A 15,007-nucleotide genomic window follows, 5' to 3' on the forward strand; every position below is an offset into this window, starting at 1 on the left:
GCAACGAGCCGGCTCATCGCCGCCCTTGGACGCAACACGTCTACTGGCTACGCCGGGGCGAGCGACGAGGACGACGTCGGCGCGGGGACGCGGTGCCCGCCGGACCCGTGTGGACCGGTATCCGCTCGGTAGCCCTCCCCGCGTGAGCCGCCGCACCCCGGGAACGCATCCCCGCCCTTCGCCTCGAAAGGCGCCGCCGCCCAGTCCGGGGCACGATCGTGCGGGCGAGGCACAGCCATGTGTGCGCACGAGAGGGGTACGTGTGAAGGGCAACGCGACGTCGGTCCACCGCAACGCGGCACTGCTGTCCTTGGCGACGACGGTGGCGGAGCGTGTGACGACGTCGGCCGACATCGACCGTCGGCTCGCGCCGGTGCTGGACCGCCTGCGGCTCCCCACCGGTCTGCTCCAGCGGGTCGCCGGTGTGCACGAGCGCCGCAACTGGGCCGAGGGTCAGAGCTTCGACGCGGCCGCCATCGCGGCGGGGGAGAAGGCGCTCGCCGAAGCGGGCATCAACCCGGGTGACGTCGGCATGGTCATCAACACGTCGGTCACCCGCAAGCACCTCGAGCCCTCGGTGGCCGTGCGTCTGCACCACGGCATGGGCATGCCGCCGTCGGCGGTCAACTTCGACCTCGCGAACGCGTGCCTCGGCTTCGTCAACGGCATGACGCTCGCGGCGCAGCTCATCGACGCGGGGCAGATCCGGTATGCCGTCATCGTCGACGGTGAGGACGCCGACGAGATCCAGGGCATCACGATCGACCGGCTCAACCGGCCGGGCGTGACGCGCCGGGACTTCATGCGCGAGTTCCCGAGCCTGACGCTCGGCTCGGGCGCCGTGGCCGCGGTGATCGGGCCGGCCGACGCCCACCCCGAGGGCCACCGGATCCTGGGCGGCGTGACCCGCGCGGCGACGCAGTTCAACGAGCTGTGCGTGGGCAGCGTGAACGGGATGTTCACCGACGCCAAGGCGCTGCTCAAGGGCGGGCTCGACCTCGTCATGTCGGCGTGGAAGGAGGCGAAGGCGGACTGGAGCTGGTCGGCGATGGACCGCTACGTCCTCCACCAGGTCTCCGACGTCCACACGGACGCGATCGTGAAGGCCGCGGGCCTCGACCGCAGCCGTGTGCCGCTCACCTACCCGCGGTACGGCAACGTGGGCCCCGCCTCGATCCCCATGACCCTCGCGGAGGAGGCGCGGCACCTCTCACCCGGCGACCGCGTGCTGCTCATGGGCGTGGGCTCCGGCATCAACACGGCGATGACGGAGATCGCCTGGTGATGGGCGCGCTGCCGGCCGCAGCCGGGGCGACCGCACCCGCCTCGCTGCCGCCGCGGGGTCTCGACGGCCTCGACCCGTCCTTCTCGCGCCTGGTCACGGCGGGCCCGGACGGGCACACCTGGCACCTGCTGGACAACGGCGACCACCTCGACCGGCTCGGCGTCGAGCCGGTCGGCACGCTGCTGTGCGTGCACGGCAACCCCACGTGGGCCTACCTGTGGCGTCGCCTGGTCTCGCAGGCGACCGACCGGGCCGCGGCCGGCGGGCAGGCGTGGCGGGTCGTGGCCGTCGACCAGCTCGAGATGGGGTTCTCCGAGCGCACCGGGACGCCGCGCGGGCTGCCGCAGCGGATCGCGGACCTGGACGACCTCACGAGCGCGCTCGGCCTCGCCGGGCGCGTCGTCACGGTCGGGCACGACTGGGGCGGCGTCATCAGCCTCGGCTGGGCTGTCGACCACCCGGACCTCCTCGCGGGCGCCGTCCTGCTCAACACCGCCGTGCACCAGCCGGCGCACCTGCGGGTGCCGGCGCCGCTGCGGCTCGCGCTGCGCCCGGAGGTCCTGGGCAGGGCCACCGTCGCGACGCCGGCCTTCCTCGAGACGACGCTCGCGCTCGCCCGCCCGCGCCTGCCCCGACCGGTCCGCGACGGCTACCGCGCCCCGTACCGGGGGGCCGAGCGCCGCGGCGGCATCGGGGGCTTCGTCGCGGACATCCCCGTGACGGCCGCGCACCCCAGCGCCGCCGAGCTCGACCGCATCGCCGCGGGGGTGCGCGAGCTGGACGTCCCGGCGCTGCTGCTCTGGGGTCCGGGCGACCCGATCTTCGGCGACCAGTACCTCGACGACCTCGTCGACCGCCTGCCGCACGCCGACGTGCACCGGTTCGAGGGCGCCGGGCACCTGGTCGCCGAGGACGTCGACTACGCGACCGCCGCGCTCGACTGGCTCGCCGGCGCCACGACCGGTTCGGGCGCCCCGGCGGCCGACGCGCCGCCAGCCGACGCTCCGCGACCCGACGACGCGCCCGAGGCCCGCGAGGCTAGCAGCGCCGCGCCGCCCTACGAGCCCCTGTGGCACCACCTCGACGCCCAGCGAGACAGCACGCAGACGGCCCTGGTCGAGATGGCCCCGGCCGGCGGCGCGGGACCGCGCGTCGTCACCTGGTCGCTCCTCGCCCGGCGCGTCCGCGAGCTGGCCGCCGGCCTGACCGCCGTCGGCGTGCGGCCGGGGGACCGCGTCTCCCTGCTCGTCCCGCCTGGTGCGGACCTGACCGCCGTCCTCTACGCCTGCCTGCGCATCGGTGCCGTGGTCGTGGTCGCCGACGCCGGCCTGGGCGTGAAGGGCCTGACGCGGGCCGTCCGCGGTGCGCAGCCCGACCACGTCGTCGGCGCCCTCGCCGGGCTCACGGCCGCCCGTGCCCTCGGCTGGCCCGGCCGCCGCATCTCCACCACGCCCCTCCCGCCGCCGGTTGCCCGCGCCCTCCGCGTCGACCACGCCCTCGTCGACCTCGTGGACGCGGGGCGCGGTGTCGACCTCCCCGACGAGCCGAGCCCCGACGAGACCGCCGCGGTGCTGTTCACCTCCGGCTCCACCGGCCCGGCCAAGGGCGTCGTCTACACCCACCGGCAGCTCGCCGCCGTGGCCGGTGCGCTGCGCGCGCAGTACGACCTCGGCGTCGGCACAGGCCTCGTCGCGGGGTTCGCGCCCTTCGCGCTGCTCGCACCGGCCCTGGGCGCACGCTCGGTCACGCCGGACATGGACGTCACCTCCCCGCGCACCCTCACCGCCCCGGCCGTGGCGGCCGCGGCCGCGGCGGTGGACGCGACGGTCCTCTTCCTGTCCCCGGCGGCGCTGGCGAACGTCGTCGCGACGGCCGACGGCCTGACCCCCGCCGACCACGCCGCGCTCGCCCGTGTCCGGACCTTCCTCTCGGCGGGTGCCCCCGTCCCTGAGCACCTGCTCGCCGCCGCGGGCCGGCTCATGCCGAACGCGGAGCCGCACACGCCCTACGGCATGACCGAGGGGCTGCTCATGACGGACGCGACTCTCGCCGGCATCCGCGAGGCGACCGCCGCCCGGACCAAGGGCGACCCGGGCGGTGTCTGCGTGGGTCGCCCCACCGCGACCACCCAGGTGCGCATCAGCCCGCTCGACGACGACGGCGCCGCGACCGGCGAGCCGACCACCGAGGCAGGCCGGACGGGCGAGATCCTCGTCAGCGCGCCGCACCTCAAGGACGGCTACTTCCGCCTGCACCTGACGGACCGCGCTGCGGTCCGGGACGTCCCCGGCGAGCGCTGGCACCGCACGGGCGACGTCGGGCATCTGGACGCCGAGGGCCGGCTGTGGATCGAGGGTCGCCTTGCGCACGTCGTCACCACGGCCGACGGCGTGAGCACCCCCGTCGGCCTCGAGCAGCGCGTCGAGTCGGTCCCGGCCGTGGACCGCGCGGGCATCGTGGGGGTCGGGCCGCGGGGAACCCAGCTGCTCGTCGCCGTCGTCGAGACCCAGCCGCGGACCCGTCGGCCCGGACTGGCGCCCGCGGAGCTGGCCGACGCCGTCCGCGCCGCCGTGCCCGCGCCGCTCGCCGCGGTCCTCGTCGTGCCCGACCTGCCCACGGACGTGCGGCACAACTCGAAGATCGACCGCACCCGGCTCGCCCGCTGGGCCGAGGGCGTGCTGTCCGGCGGACGGGTGCGCCGCCCGTGAGGGTCGTGGTCACGGGCGCGAGCGGGCTCCTGGGCCGCGCGGTCGCCGCGCGCGTGCGCGCCGCGGGCCACGAGGTGCGCACGTTCCAGCGCCGCCCGAGCGGCGTGCCGGGCGTCGAGGACGTGCGCGGCTCGGTGACGGCGGCGGACGACGTCGCGCGGGCCGTCGCAGGCGTCGACGGCGTCGTCCACCTCGCCGCGAAGGTCTCCCTCGCGGGCGACCCGGCCGACTTCGAGCGGGTCAACGTGCACGGCACCGAGCGGCTCCTGGGTGCCGCCGCCGGCTCGGGTGCCACGCGGTTCGTGCAGGTGTCGTCGCCGTCCGTCGCGCACAGCGGCCGCTCGATCTTCGGCGACGACGCCCGGCGGGCCGGCCCCGAGCGCGCCCGCGGTGACTACGCCCGGACCAAGGCGCGGGCGGAGCTCGCGGCCCTCGCGGCGGACGGCGACGGCATGCGCGTCGTCGCCGTGCGCCCGCACCTGGTCTGGGGTCCGGGCGACACCCAGCTGGTCGCCCGGATCGTCGCGCGGGCCCGGGCCGGCCGCCTGCCGCTGCTGGACGGCGGCCGCGCGCTCATCGACACCACCTACGTCGACAACGCGGCCGCCGCGATCGCCGCGGCGCTCGAGCGGGCCGACGACGACGCGGTGCACGGCAACGCCTACGTCGTGACCAACGGCGAGCCGCGCCCGGTGGCCGAGATGCTCGCGGGGATCTGCGCCGCCGCGGGTGCGCCTGCCCCGCGCTGGAGCGTCCCCGCCGGGGTGGCGCGCGCCGCGGGCGGCGCGGTGGAGGCGGTGTGGCGGGTGCGTCCGGGGCAGGACGAGCCGCCGATGACGCGCTTCCTCGCCGAGCAGCTCTCGACCGCTCACTGGTTCGACCAGCGGCGCACGCGTGCCGACCTGCGGTGGCGCCCCGAGGTGACGATCGACGAGGGGCTCGCGCGGCTGCGGGCGGCGGCGGCACGCGGTCGCTGAGCCGTGCCCGCTGAACCCCGCCCGCTCGCCGCCGGTACCCCGCGGTGGTGGAGTGGGTAAGTCTGATCCGCGTCCACCCAGGAGGACCCCATGCAGTACCGCACCCTCGGCTGCAGCGGCACCGTCGTCTCCACGCAGACGCTCGGCACGATGACGTTCGGCGCGGAGGCCGACGAGGAGACGTCCGGCGCGATCCTCACGCGATTCCTCGAGGCGGGCGGCACGTTCGTCGACACCGCCGACGTCTACAGCGCCGGGACGTCCGAGGAGATCATCGGGCGGTGGCTGGCGCAGCACCCGACGGAGGCGCGTCAGGTCGTCCTCGCGACCAAGGGGCGGTTCCCCATGGGGCAGGGGCCGAACGACCTCGGCCTCTCGCGTCGGCACCTCCGTGACGCCCTCGACGCGTCGCTGCGCCGCCTCGGCGTGGAGCACATCGACCTCTACCAGGTGCACGCCTGGGACGCCCACACGCCGATCGAGGAGACGCTGCGGTTCCTCGACGACGCCGTCACGGCCGGCAAGATCGGCTACTACGGCTTCTCCAACTACCTGGGCTGGCAGCTGACCAAGGCGGTCCACGTCGCCCGCGCGCACCACTGGGCGCCGCCCGTGACGCTCCAGCCGCAGTACAACCTGCTCGTCCGTGACATCGAGCACGAGGTCGTCCCCGCCGCGCTCGACGCCGGCCTCGGCCTGCTGCCGTGGTCGCCGCTGGCCGGCGGCTGGCTCACCGGCAAGTACGAGCGGGACGTCGACCCCACCGGCGCCACGCGCCTCGGCGAGAACCCGCAGCGGGGGATGGAGGCGTGGGCGGCCCGCAACTCGGACGAGCGGACGTGGCGGGTGCTCGACGTCCTGCGCGAGGTCGCCGAGGAGCACGACGCCTCGATGTCGCAGGTCGCGCTCGCCTGGCTCGCGGAGCAGCCGGCCGTCACCTCGGTGATCCTCGGCGCGCGCACGGTCGAGCAGCTCGACGACAACCTCGGCGCAGCCGACCTGCAGCTCGCGCCCGAGGCGGTCGCGCGGCTCACTGAGGTCAGCGCTCCGGAGGTGGACGACTACCCCTACGGGACGGCCGGCGTGCAGCAGCGCTACCGGTCGCTGACCGGGGGCCGCTGAGGCGCGCGGCCGCCGGACGTCAGCCCGGCGGCCACGACGCGTCCGCCCACCTGCGCCGCCCCGCGAGCCCTCACGCCCGGTACGGGACCGCCGTCCGCGCGTCCCGCAGCGCCCGCGCCCACCACGTGAGCTGGTCGAGCATGGCCGCTGCGGCGGAGGCCGCCCGCGGGGCGCGCAGCACGCCGTCGGCGTCGATGGCGTCCCACGCGTAGGGCACCGTCACCACCGCCTGGACGGTCACCGCGTGCAGCTCCGCGAAGACCGGGCGCAGCTGCTCCACGGCGCGCGACCCGCCGGAGACCCCGCCGTACGCCACGAAACCGATGGGCTTCGCGTTCCAGGGGACGAGCACGCTGTCGATCGCGGTCTTCAACGGGCCGGGGTAGCCCCGGTTGTACTCCGGCGTGACGACGACGACCGCGTCCGCCCGGTCGATCCGCTCGGCGAAGAGGTCGGTGTCCCCGCCCCCACCGAGGTCGGCGGGGAGGTGGAGCTCCGCGAGGTCGATGACATCGACGTCCACGTCGGGGCGGGCGTCCTGGTGCACCACGTCGACGAACCAGCGTGCGACGGCGTCGCCGATGCGCTCGCGACGCACGCTCCCCACGACGACGGCGAGGCGCCAGCGATCCGTCACGTCGGCCCCGGCGCCGCGGCGTCGTCCGGAGGAAGTGACGCGACGAGGGCGGCGACGTCCTCCTCCGCGAGCGCACCGCCGAAGACCTCGCCGAGCAGCGCCGCCACCTCGCCGTCCGTGAGCCGGCGGCTCGACGACGGGTGGCCGGGCGCCTGGACGGTGTACTCGCGACCGCGCAGCCGACGCACGCGCGACTCGTCCTTGAGCACCACGACGGGGTTCTGCGTGAACGGCGACCCCGGGCTCGTGGACGTGTTCTCGTTCGCGACCTCGACGTCGACCGGGTAGTACGGCTCCTCGGTGAAGGTGAGGATCGTCGACCACGCCGAGCCGTCCCCCTCCCGCAGGCGCCAGGCGCTGTCCCGCGCGGTCCGGCCCCGGACCAGCTCGTACGACCAGGCACCCTGCCCATGCGGGCCGTCCTCCGCGAGGGCCAGCGGGGCGAGGAGCCCGGAGCCGAAGCCGACGTCGGCGAGCCACCGCTCACCCGTCGCCGGGCTGCTCACCAGGAGGACGAGGTGGGACCGGGGCCGCGGGTGCTCGAGCGGGTCGCCCGTCCGCGCGAGGACGCGGTCGACCTCGAAGCCCACCTGCTCCAGCACGGCGCCGAAGAGCGTCCCGTGCTCGAAGCAGTACCCCCCGCGCGCGCCGGCCACGAGCTTGGCCTCGACGTCCACGAGATCCACCGACACGCCCCGACCGAGGACGACGTCGAGGTTCTCGAACGGGATCGCGGCGACGTGGGCGCGGTGCAGCGCCGCCAGGGTCGCGCGGTCGGGCGCGAGCGGCCCCGTGTACCGGATGCGGCGCAGGTAGGCGGCCAGGTCGAGCCGGTCGCTGCGCCAGTGGTCGACCGGCGCGTCAGTCATGAGCCGGGCCGGTGCTGGAGCGGACGACCAGCTCAGTAGGCAGTATCACGCGTGGCTCCTCGAAGGTCGGGTCGAGCAGCATCCGGCCCATCAGCCGGCCCTTCTCGCGGATGGGCTGCCGCACGGTCGTCAGGCCGGCGTCCGCCGCCGCGGGCACGTCGTCGAAGCCGGTGACGGACACGTCCACGCCCGGTCGGAGTCCGCGGTGCCGCATCTCGCGCAGCACCGCGGCGGCCAGGACGTCGCTGTCGGCGGCGATCGCGGTCGGTCGGTCGGCGGCGTCCAGCACCGACCCGCCCGCGACGCGGCCGGACACCTCGCTGTTGCGGCCGGCGCTCACCACGCGGACCCGGGCGCCGGGGCCGAGGCCGTCGCGGAGCCCTGTGAGCCGCAGTCGCGAGTAGGGGAACAGCTCCGCCTCATCGACCTCGTGCACCAGCGTGCCGGGCTCCCCGCGGGAGGCGACGACGGCGGCGACGTCGCGGTGGCCGAGGCCCCGGAGGTGGCGACCGACCTGCCGGCCCGCCTCCTGGTCGTCGATGAGGACGCTCCCGGCTGACGCGCTGGCCGACGACATCACCAGCGGGAGCCGACGCCGTGCCAGCGCCTGCACGGCCGGGTGGTCGTCAGCGAGGCCGTCGGCCACCGCGCCGTCGATCAGGGCGCGCCGGACGGCGTCGAGCGACCCGTGCACGGCGTCGCCGTCCCCGGTGCCGCCGACGTCGAACGGGATCAGGACCAGCCCGGCGCGGTACCGCTCCGTGACCTCGGTCAGGCCGGCCAGCATGGCGAGCGTGTACGGGTCGGAGAACGCGTACGAGAGCCCGACGGTGAAGATCACGCCGACGGCGCCCACCCGCCCGGTGCGCAGCGAGCGAGCCGTCGCGTCGGGGCCGGCGTAGTCGTGCTGACGCGCGACCTCGAGGATGTGCGCCCGGGATGCGGCGGAGAGCCGGTCGGGTCGGTTGAAGGCGTACGACACCTGCGCCGTCGAGACGCCCGCCGCCGCGGCCACGGTCTTCAGGGTGGGCCGGTCCGGCATCGCACCCACCCCCGTCGTGTTAATTGATTAACGCGACCCTAGCGGTTTCCCACCTCTCGTCAAGGTGCGACGGCGATCCCGGTGGTGCAGCCCCGGGGCGTGCAGCGCCGGTGGCGCCGGGCCGGGACGACGCAGGGGCCGGGGAGATCCGATCGATCTCCCCGGCCCCTGCTGCGGCCGACCTCAGACCTGCGCGGGCGGGCCCTGCGGTGCGCTCGGCGCCTGGCCGGCGGCCGGCGCCTGCGGGACGGGCGGCACCTCGTCAGCGGTCGGCTCTGCGGCGACCGGTGCCGCGGCGTCGTCCGAGGCTGCGGTGGCGAAGGCCGACCGCAGGACGGCGAAGGACCCGAGCGCGCCGAAACCGAGCGCCCACGCGAAGTCGGGCATGTAGTCGGGCAGGGCCACGGGCAGGACCTCGGAGAACGCGGGCCAGAAGTCGGGGTGCGTCAGCGTCGCCCACGGGCCGAGGCCGCTGCCGTCGCTGAAGGCGACGACGGCGTCGTAGACGATGCCGGCGAAGAACGCGAGACCGAGGGTGACCACCGTCGTCGCCAGCACGACCACGGCGCCGGCCCGGCTGATGCGTCCGGCTCCCCAGACGTAGAGACGGAGCGCGAGGAACGCGACGAGCGCGCCCACGAGCGACGCGATGAAGCCGAGGCCCCAGAGGATGACCCAGGCGGCGACGCCGACCGGGACGGTGATGAGCGCGGCGAGCGTGCCGCGGCTGAGGTTCTCGCGGACCGGTGCAGCGGGGGTGGGTGCGAGGGCGTCGGCGGTGGGCTCGGACATGGGGGCTCCTGGCGCGGGGCCCGGGACGGTCCCGGGCGAGCGGGAGAACGCTAGCGACCGGCGCCTCGGCGCACGGGTCGTTCGGCCGGTCGAGCGCGACTTCACCCGTTCGAGCGGGCACTCCGGTTCCTCGACGACGCCGTCGCCGCCGGCAAGACCCGCTACTCGCGGTCGCCCGCCGCGGCGGCGCAGGCAGGACGCGGGGTCGGCTCCGAGGCACGAGCGGGCGACGGCCGATGAGTACGCCGCGCGCGCCCTGTCTACCCCGGTGACGACCGACCGCCCCGCGATCCCGTGCACCCCGCGCAGGTGCGGGCGGCGCCGACACCGACGGAGGACGACATGACGGATCCGACGAGCACGCGGCGGACGACCGACGAGGTCATCGCCCGGTTCAACCGCGCGTTCCAGGAGCGGGACGTCAGCCTGCTCACCGACATCGTCGCGCCCGACTGCGTGATGGAGAGCGTCCAACCGGCGCCCGACGGCGCGCGGTTCGAGGGCTACGACGCCGCGTTCGGCTCCTGGAAGGCCCTCATCGACGACACGACCAGCCACTTCGAGGTCGAGGACGTGCACACCGGCGACGAGTGGGCGCTCATCCGCTGGCGCTACGTGTGGGGGACCGGGCCGGAGGACTCCGTCCGCGGCGTGAACGTCATGCGCGTCGTCGACGGCCGGATCGTCGAGGCCGCCGGCTACTCCAAGACGGTGCCGGTCGTGGCCGCGCTGGAGGGCTGACCCCGTGCCGACGACCCGCGCGAACGGCGTCGACCTGGGCGTCGAGTCGTTCGGGGCCGAGGACGCGCCGCTGGTCCTGCTCGCCGGCGCGCCGACGATGCTGTCGTGGCCGGACGCGCTCTGCGAGCGCCTCGCCGCGCGCGGCCGCCGCGTCGTCCGCTACGACCTGCGCGACAGCGGTGCGTCGACCACCGCGGCCCCCGAGGCGCCGGCGTACACGCTGCGCGACCTCGCGGCCGACGCGGCGGCCCTCGTCGACGCCCTGGGCGGCGGCCCGGCGCACCTGGCCGGCATCGGGGTGAGCGGGATGGTCGCCCAGGTCGCGGCCCTCGAGCACCCGGACGCGTTCGCGGCGCTCACCCTCGTCGGCACCCGCCCGGTGGCGCCCGGCCCGCCCGACGCCGACCTCCCCGACCACGACGCCGCGACGATGCGGCGGCTCTTCGCGCTCCCGACGCCCGACTGGGCCGACCGCGACGCCGTGGCCGACGCCGCGGCGGACCAGGCCCGCGTCCTGGGCGACGACCCCGACGCCGCACGCGCGATCGCCGCGCGCGTCTGGGACCGCACGCCCGGCACGGACCCCGCGGTCCACGTCGCGAACCAGCTCGGCATGGTGTTCGCCCGGCTCGACTGCCGGCCGCGCTGGCGCGAGCGCCTGCCGGAGATCACCGTCCCCACGCTCGTCGTCCACGGCCGCGAGAACCCCTTCTTCCCCGTCGGCAACGGCGAGGCCATCGCGGCGGCGGTCCCCGGCGCGCGGCTGCTCGTGCTCCCGGGCGTCGCGACGGCGCTCCCGGACGCCGCGGCCGACGAGGTCGCGCAGGCCATGGCGGCGCTGACGGCGTAGCCGGGACGCGCATCCGCCGGTCGTGCCGCGTCGGGCTCGGCCACCCGGCCCGCTGCCGCGCACGGTGAGGCCGACGGCTCCGTACCCGCGCGTCGCGGCCGCCGTGCCGCCATCTCGCCATCCGGTCGGTACGCTCGGGGGTGCTGCGGCGACCGCGAGCGCCAGGACGGCGCTCGGCGTGACCCGCTCCTGTGGTCCCCACCGGCTGCCCGGCGCGTCCTGCCGGGCCTGCGCACGGCCCCGCGGCCGGTGCGCGCCGGCGAGTTCCCCGGCCGCCGGCCGTCCGGCCGCAGCACCCGGTTCCCGGGGGTCGCTCGCGGCAGGTCGTGCGGCACGACCGCCCGCTCCCGGCCGACGCACGTCTGCGTCGTCGGCGGCGGTGGCACGAAGGAGGAGATGTGGCACGTCCCGGCCAACGCCGGCCCGGCCGCGCGCGGAGCGACTCGCCCGCGCGGAGCGGCTCCGGCGCACGCACCGGCTCCGGTGCGCAGCGCAGCCGCGCGAAGCGGCCCGTCGAGGAGGGGCTCGTCCCGGTCCTCGCCGGCATCGCGCGCGAGGTCGACGGCATCGTGCGGCGTCCCCCGACGCGCCCGGCGCTGCGCACGAAGTTCCAGGTCGTCGCGCTGCTCGTGCGGGAGGAGCGGGCCCGCGTCATGGCGGACACGACCCTGAGCTCCGCCGCGCGGACCAAGCAGCTCAAGGAGCTCGACGGCGTCGCGACGCAGCTCGCGCGGATCGCCGCGCGCGACACGTCGCTGCTGGCGCTGCTCGCCGAGGACGCCCGCGTCTCCGACGCCGCCCGCGCCTACAAGGCCACGGTGATGCGCGCCGGCGGGCTCGAGCCCGTCGAGGAGGAGCCGCCGCCCCCGCCGGCCGAGCCCGCACCGGGCGTCGAGAAGCAGGTCGTGCCCCGGTCGGTCATCTCGCACCGGATGGCGAACCCGTTCCTCGCGCCGGACTTCGAGGCCGCCGCGCAGCGCGTCGCGCGCCCCCGCCGGCTCGCCGGGTGGGAGCTGCTCGAGCCGCTGTTCCGGTCGTTCGAGGTCGCGGGCGCCGGTGCGCCCGCCTGCATGCCGCTGCCCGACCCGCGCACGGTCCCCGTGCCGGCGGGCCGGGAGCTCATGCGGCACCAGGCGCAGGTCGTCGCGGCCGCCGCGCGCGGGCACCGCACGTTCCTGCTCGCCGACGAGCCCGGGCTCGGCAAGACCGCGCAGGCGCTGCTGGCCGCGCAGGCCGCCGACGCCTACCCGCTGCTCGTCGTCGCGCCGAACGTCGTCAAGACGAACTGGGCGCACGAGGTCGGGCTGTGGACGCCGTTCCGGCGCGCCACGGTCGTGCACGGCGACGGCGACCAGGTCGACGCGTTCGCCGACGTCGTCATCGTCAACTACGACATCCTCGACCGGCACGCCGGCTGGCTCGGCGACCACGGGTTCCGCGGGATGGTCGTCGACGAGGCGCACTTCATCAAGAACAAGACGTCGCAGCGCTCGCAGCACGTGCTCGCGATCGCCGACCGCATCCGCGCCCGCATGGCGCGGCCCTTGCTGATGGCCCTGACGGGCACGCCGCTCATCAACGACATCGAGGACTTCCGCGCGATCTGGCAGTACCTCGGCTGGATCGACGACGAGAAGCCGCTCGGCGCGCTGCTGATGGCGCTCGAGGAGACCGGGCTGACGCCGGCGGACCGCGAGTTCGCCGCGGCCGCGCGCCAGGCCGTGATCGACATGGGGATCGTCCGCCGGCGCAAGGCCGACGTGGTCGCCGACATCCCCGCGCGCCGCGTCGCCGACCTGCCGGTCGAGCTCGACGGGGCCGTCGGGCGCTCGATCCGCGCCGCCGAGGAGACGCTCGCGCGGCGGCTCGTCGGCCGCTACCGCGCCGCCGTGGAGGCGCGCGCCGGGGCGGGCGTGGACGACGGGATCGACCTCGAGCTGGCGCGCCGGGTCGCGGCCGCGGAGCTCAAGGACTCCAGCGACAAGGCCGGCGGCGAGAACGTCTTCACGATGGTCCGCCGCATCGGCCAGGCGAAGGCCGGGCTCGCCGCGGACTACGCGGCCCAGCTGGCGCGCAACGTCGGCAAGGTCGTGTTCTTCGCCAAGCACGTCGACGTCATGGACCAGGCCGAGCAGACGTTCGCGGACCGCGGCATCCGGTACGCGTCGATCCGCGGCGACCAGACGCCGAAGGTCCGCGAGCGGAACGTGACCGCGTTCGTCGAGGACCCCGAGGTGCAGGTCGTCGTCTGCTCGCTGACCGCCGCGGGCGTCGGCATCAACCTGCAGGTCGCGTCGAACCTCGTGCTCGCCGAGCTGTCGTGGACGTACGCCGAGCAGACGCAGGCCATCGACCGCATCCACCGCATCGGGCAGTCCGAGCCGGTCACCGCGTGGCGCGTGATCGCGGCGCAGACCATCGACTCGCGCATCGCCGAGCTCATCGACAGCAAGTCGGGGCTGGCGGCGCGGGCGCTGGACGGCGCGGCCGAGGACGACGTGTCGTCGTCGACGGACGTGCAGCTCGACGCGCTGGTCGGGCTGCTCACCGACGCGCTGGCGGGGGAGGGCGTGGTCTGAGGCCGTGCGGTGCGCCGCCGGCCGTGATGGGCTGACGCGATGGTGCGTGTCGCGGTCGTCGGTGCCGGGATCATCGGGCTGTCCACGGCGTTCGCGCTGCGGCGGCGCGGCGTCGACGTGCTCGTCGTGGAGTCCGGCGCACCCGGCGGCGGGCAGTCGGCGGGGCAGGGGCGGATCTTCCGGCACGCCCACGACGACCCGCGGCTCGTCGCGCAGGTGGTGCGCAGCCGCGCGCTGTGGCGCGAGTGGGAGGACGCGCTCGGCGTCGAGCTGGTGGCGCCGGACGGTGCCGTCGCGATCGGCGACGGTGTGCCGGCGAAGCTCGAGACGCTGGCGCAGTTCCCCGACGCCCCGGCGCGCGAGCTGACCGCGGACGAGCTGCGCGGGCGGCTGCCGCTGCTGGCCAGGTACGACGGGCCGGCCATGCTCGACGTCCACGGCGGGGCGATCCGCACGCGTGCCGCGATCACCGCGCTGAGCGACCGGCTCGCCGGCGACCTCGTCACCGACCACGTGCTCGCGGTGCGGCGCCGCGACGGCGGCGTGGAGGTCCGCACCGGCACGGGCGCGCACGTCGTCGACCACGTCGTCCTGTGCGCGGGGCGGGGTACCGCCGGGCTCGCGGGGGCGCTCGGGATCGACCTGCCCGTGGAGCTCGGCGCGCACGTGCGGCTCACGTTCGAGCGGTCGGACGGGGCCGGCGGGCCGCTGCCGACGTTCCAGGACGGCAGCGGGGAGTTCGGCGAGACCGGCGTCTACGCGTCGCCGTACCCGGAGTCGGAGCGGTATGCGGTCGGTCTGAGCGGGCACACGCCCGCGCGTCCCGACGGCGCGGTGGAGCGGCCGGCCGCACTCGCGGACCTCGCCGAGCGCACCCCGGCCTACGTCGGCCGCGCGCTGCCGGGGCTGCGGCCCGAGCCGGTCGAGCACGTCCACTGCTGGGTGACGGCGCTGCCGTGGGGCGAGGACGGCGTCGGCATCTGGCACCGCGACGGCGTCACGGCCGTCGCCGGGCACAACCTGTTCAAGCAGGCGCCGGTGCTGGGGGAGGCGCTCGCGACGACGGCGCTCACCGGGGAGGTGCCGGGGGACTGGCGGCCCGAGGCGGAGCTGGGCCGGGAGGCGTGACCGGCGGTCGCCGGCGGGGTCCGTGCGCCCCGTCGCCGCGCGCGGACGGCCGTCCGGCCCTACCGTCGTCGCAACGCCGAGACGAGGAGGAAGACATGGGATTCCTGGGCAAGGCGATCAAGAGCGGCATCGCGGTCAAGGCGGCGAACATCGCCCGCCGCGAGATGGCGAAGCCGGAGAACCAGCGCAAGGCCAAGGAGCTGCTGGGCCGGGTCACCCGCCGCGGCGGGTCCACCGGACGCGCCTGACGTCCGTCGCGTCGCCCGTCCGCGCGTCC

Annotated in this window: 13 protein-coding genes; 9 read left to right on the forward strand and 4 right to left on the reverse strand. The window is 76.1% G+C overall.

Going from position 1 to position 15,007, the window contains the following annotated elements; translation table 11 throughout:
• Positions 1-262: 262 nt before the first annotated feature.
• The 4 genes from ACFUMH_RS01810 to ACFUMH_RS01825 all read left to right on the forward strand — a co-directional run bounded on the left by ACFUMH_RS01810 (position 263) and on the right by ACFUMH_RS01825 (position 6,092).
• Positions 263-1,285: a 3-oxoacyl-ACP synthase III gene (locus ACFUMH_RS01810; RefSeq protein WP_378199454.1), complete on the forward strand. Its 1,023-nt coding sequence runs from the start codon at positions 263-265 to the stop codon at positions 1,283-1,285.
• Positions 1,285-3,993 carry an alpha/beta fold hydrolase gene (locus tag ACFUMH_RS01815; protein WP_378199457.1) on the forward strand — a complete coding sequence of 903 codons (2,709 nt, stop codon included), beginning with the start codon at positions 1,285-1,287 and terminating at the stop codon, positions 3,991-3,993. The genes ACFUMH_RS01810 and ACFUMH_RS01815 overlap by 1 nt, the downstream gene beginning before the upstream one ends.
• Positions 3,990-4,970: an NAD-dependent epimerase/dehydratase family protein gene (locus ACFUMH_RS01820; RefSeq protein ID WP_378199460.1), complete on the forward strand. Its 981-nt coding sequence runs from the start codon at positions 3,990-3,992 to the stop codon at positions 4,968-4,970. The genes ACFUMH_RS01815 and ACFUMH_RS01820 overlap by 4 nt, the downstream gene beginning before the upstream one ends.
• A 90-nt stretch (positions 4,971-5,060) precedes the next feature.
• On the forward strand, positions 5,061-6,092 hold the full coding sequence (locus ACFUMH_RS01825) for an aldo/keto reductase (RefSeq protein ID WP_378199463.1): 1,032 nt from the start codon (positions 5,061-5,063) through the stop codon (positions 6,090-6,092).
• 70 nt (positions 6,093-6,162) lie between these two features.
• Here ACFUMH_RS01825 and ACFUMH_RS01830 read toward each other — a convergent pair whose 3' ends face one another.
• The 4 genes from ACFUMH_RS01830 to ACFUMH_RS01845 all read right to left on the reverse strand — a co-directional run bounded on the left by ACFUMH_RS01830 (position 6,163) and on the right by ACFUMH_RS01845 (position 9,432).
• Positions 6,163-6,729, reverse strand: a complete 567-nt coding sequence (locus ACFUMH_RS01830) for an NADPH-dependent FMN reductase (protein ID WP_378199467.1) — start codon at positions 6,727-6,729, stop codon at positions 6,163-6,165.
• On the reverse strand, positions 6,726-7,598 hold the full coding sequence (locus ACFUMH_RS01835; RefSeq protein WP_378199470.1) for an arylamine N-acetyltransferase: 873 nt from the start codon (positions 7,596-7,598) through the stop codon (positions 6,726-6,728). Before ACFUMH_RS01835 ends, ACFUMH_RS01830 begins: the two co-directional genes overlap by 4 nt.
• Positions 7,591-8,640, reverse strand: a complete 1,050-nt coding sequence (locus ACFUMH_RS01840; protein WP_378199473.1) for a LacI family DNA-binding transcriptional regulator — start codon at positions 8,638-8,640, stop codon at positions 7,591-7,593. The genes ACFUMH_RS01835 and ACFUMH_RS01840 overlap by 8 nt, the downstream gene beginning before the upstream one ends.
• Positions 8,641-8,823: 183 nt before the next feature.
• Positions 8,824-9,432 carry a hypothetical protein gene (locus ACFUMH_RS01845; RefSeq protein ID WP_378199476.1) on the reverse strand — a complete coding sequence of 203 codons (609 nt, stop codon included), beginning with the start codon at positions 9,430-9,432 and terminating at the stop codon, positions 8,824-8,826.
• Between the two features lie 342 nt (positions 9,433-9,774).
• Here ACFUMH_RS01845 and ACFUMH_RS01850 point away from each other — a divergent pair, with 342 nt between their 5' ends.
• From ACFUMH_RS01850 to ACFUMH_RS01870, 5 genes are all read left to right on the forward strand, one after another.
• On the forward strand, positions 9,775-10,173 hold the full coding sequence (locus ACFUMH_RS01850) for a nuclear transport factor 2 family protein (RefSeq protein WP_378199479.1): 399 nt from the start codon (positions 9,775-9,777) through the stop codon (positions 10,171-10,173).
• Between the two features lie 4 nt (positions 10,174-10,177).
• On the forward strand, positions 10,178-11,023 hold the full coding sequence (locus tag ACFUMH_RS01855; protein ID WP_378199482.1) for an alpha/beta fold hydrolase: 846 nt from the start codon (positions 10,178-10,180) through the stop codon (positions 11,021-11,023).
• Positions 11,024-11,421: 398 nt separating this feature from the next.
• Entirely contained in the window at positions 11,422-13,602 is a 2,181-nt protein-coding gene (locus ACFUMH_RS01860) for a DEAD/DEAH box helicase (protein WP_378199485.1), read from the forward strand.
• Between the two features lie 39 nt (positions 13,603-13,641).
• A complete protein-coding gene (locus ACFUMH_RS01865) occupies positions 13,642-14,730 on the forward strand; it encodes an NAD(P)/FAD-dependent oxidoreductase (protein ID WP_378199488.1) in 1,089 nt (362 codons plus the stop codon).
• 95 nt (positions 14,731-14,825) lie between these two features.
• Positions 14,826-14,978, forward strand: a complete 153-nt coding sequence (locus ACFUMH_RS01870) for a hypothetical protein (RefSeq protein WP_378199491.1) — start codon at positions 14,826-14,828, stop codon at positions 14,976-14,978.
• The last annotated feature ends 29 nt before the right edge of the window (positions 14,979-15,007 follow it).

This window comes from Cellulomonas sp. NPDC057328, from assembly GCF_042667215.1.
Classification (GTDB): Bacteria; Actinomycetota; Actinomycetes; order Actinomycetales; family Cellulomonadaceae; genus Cellulomonas.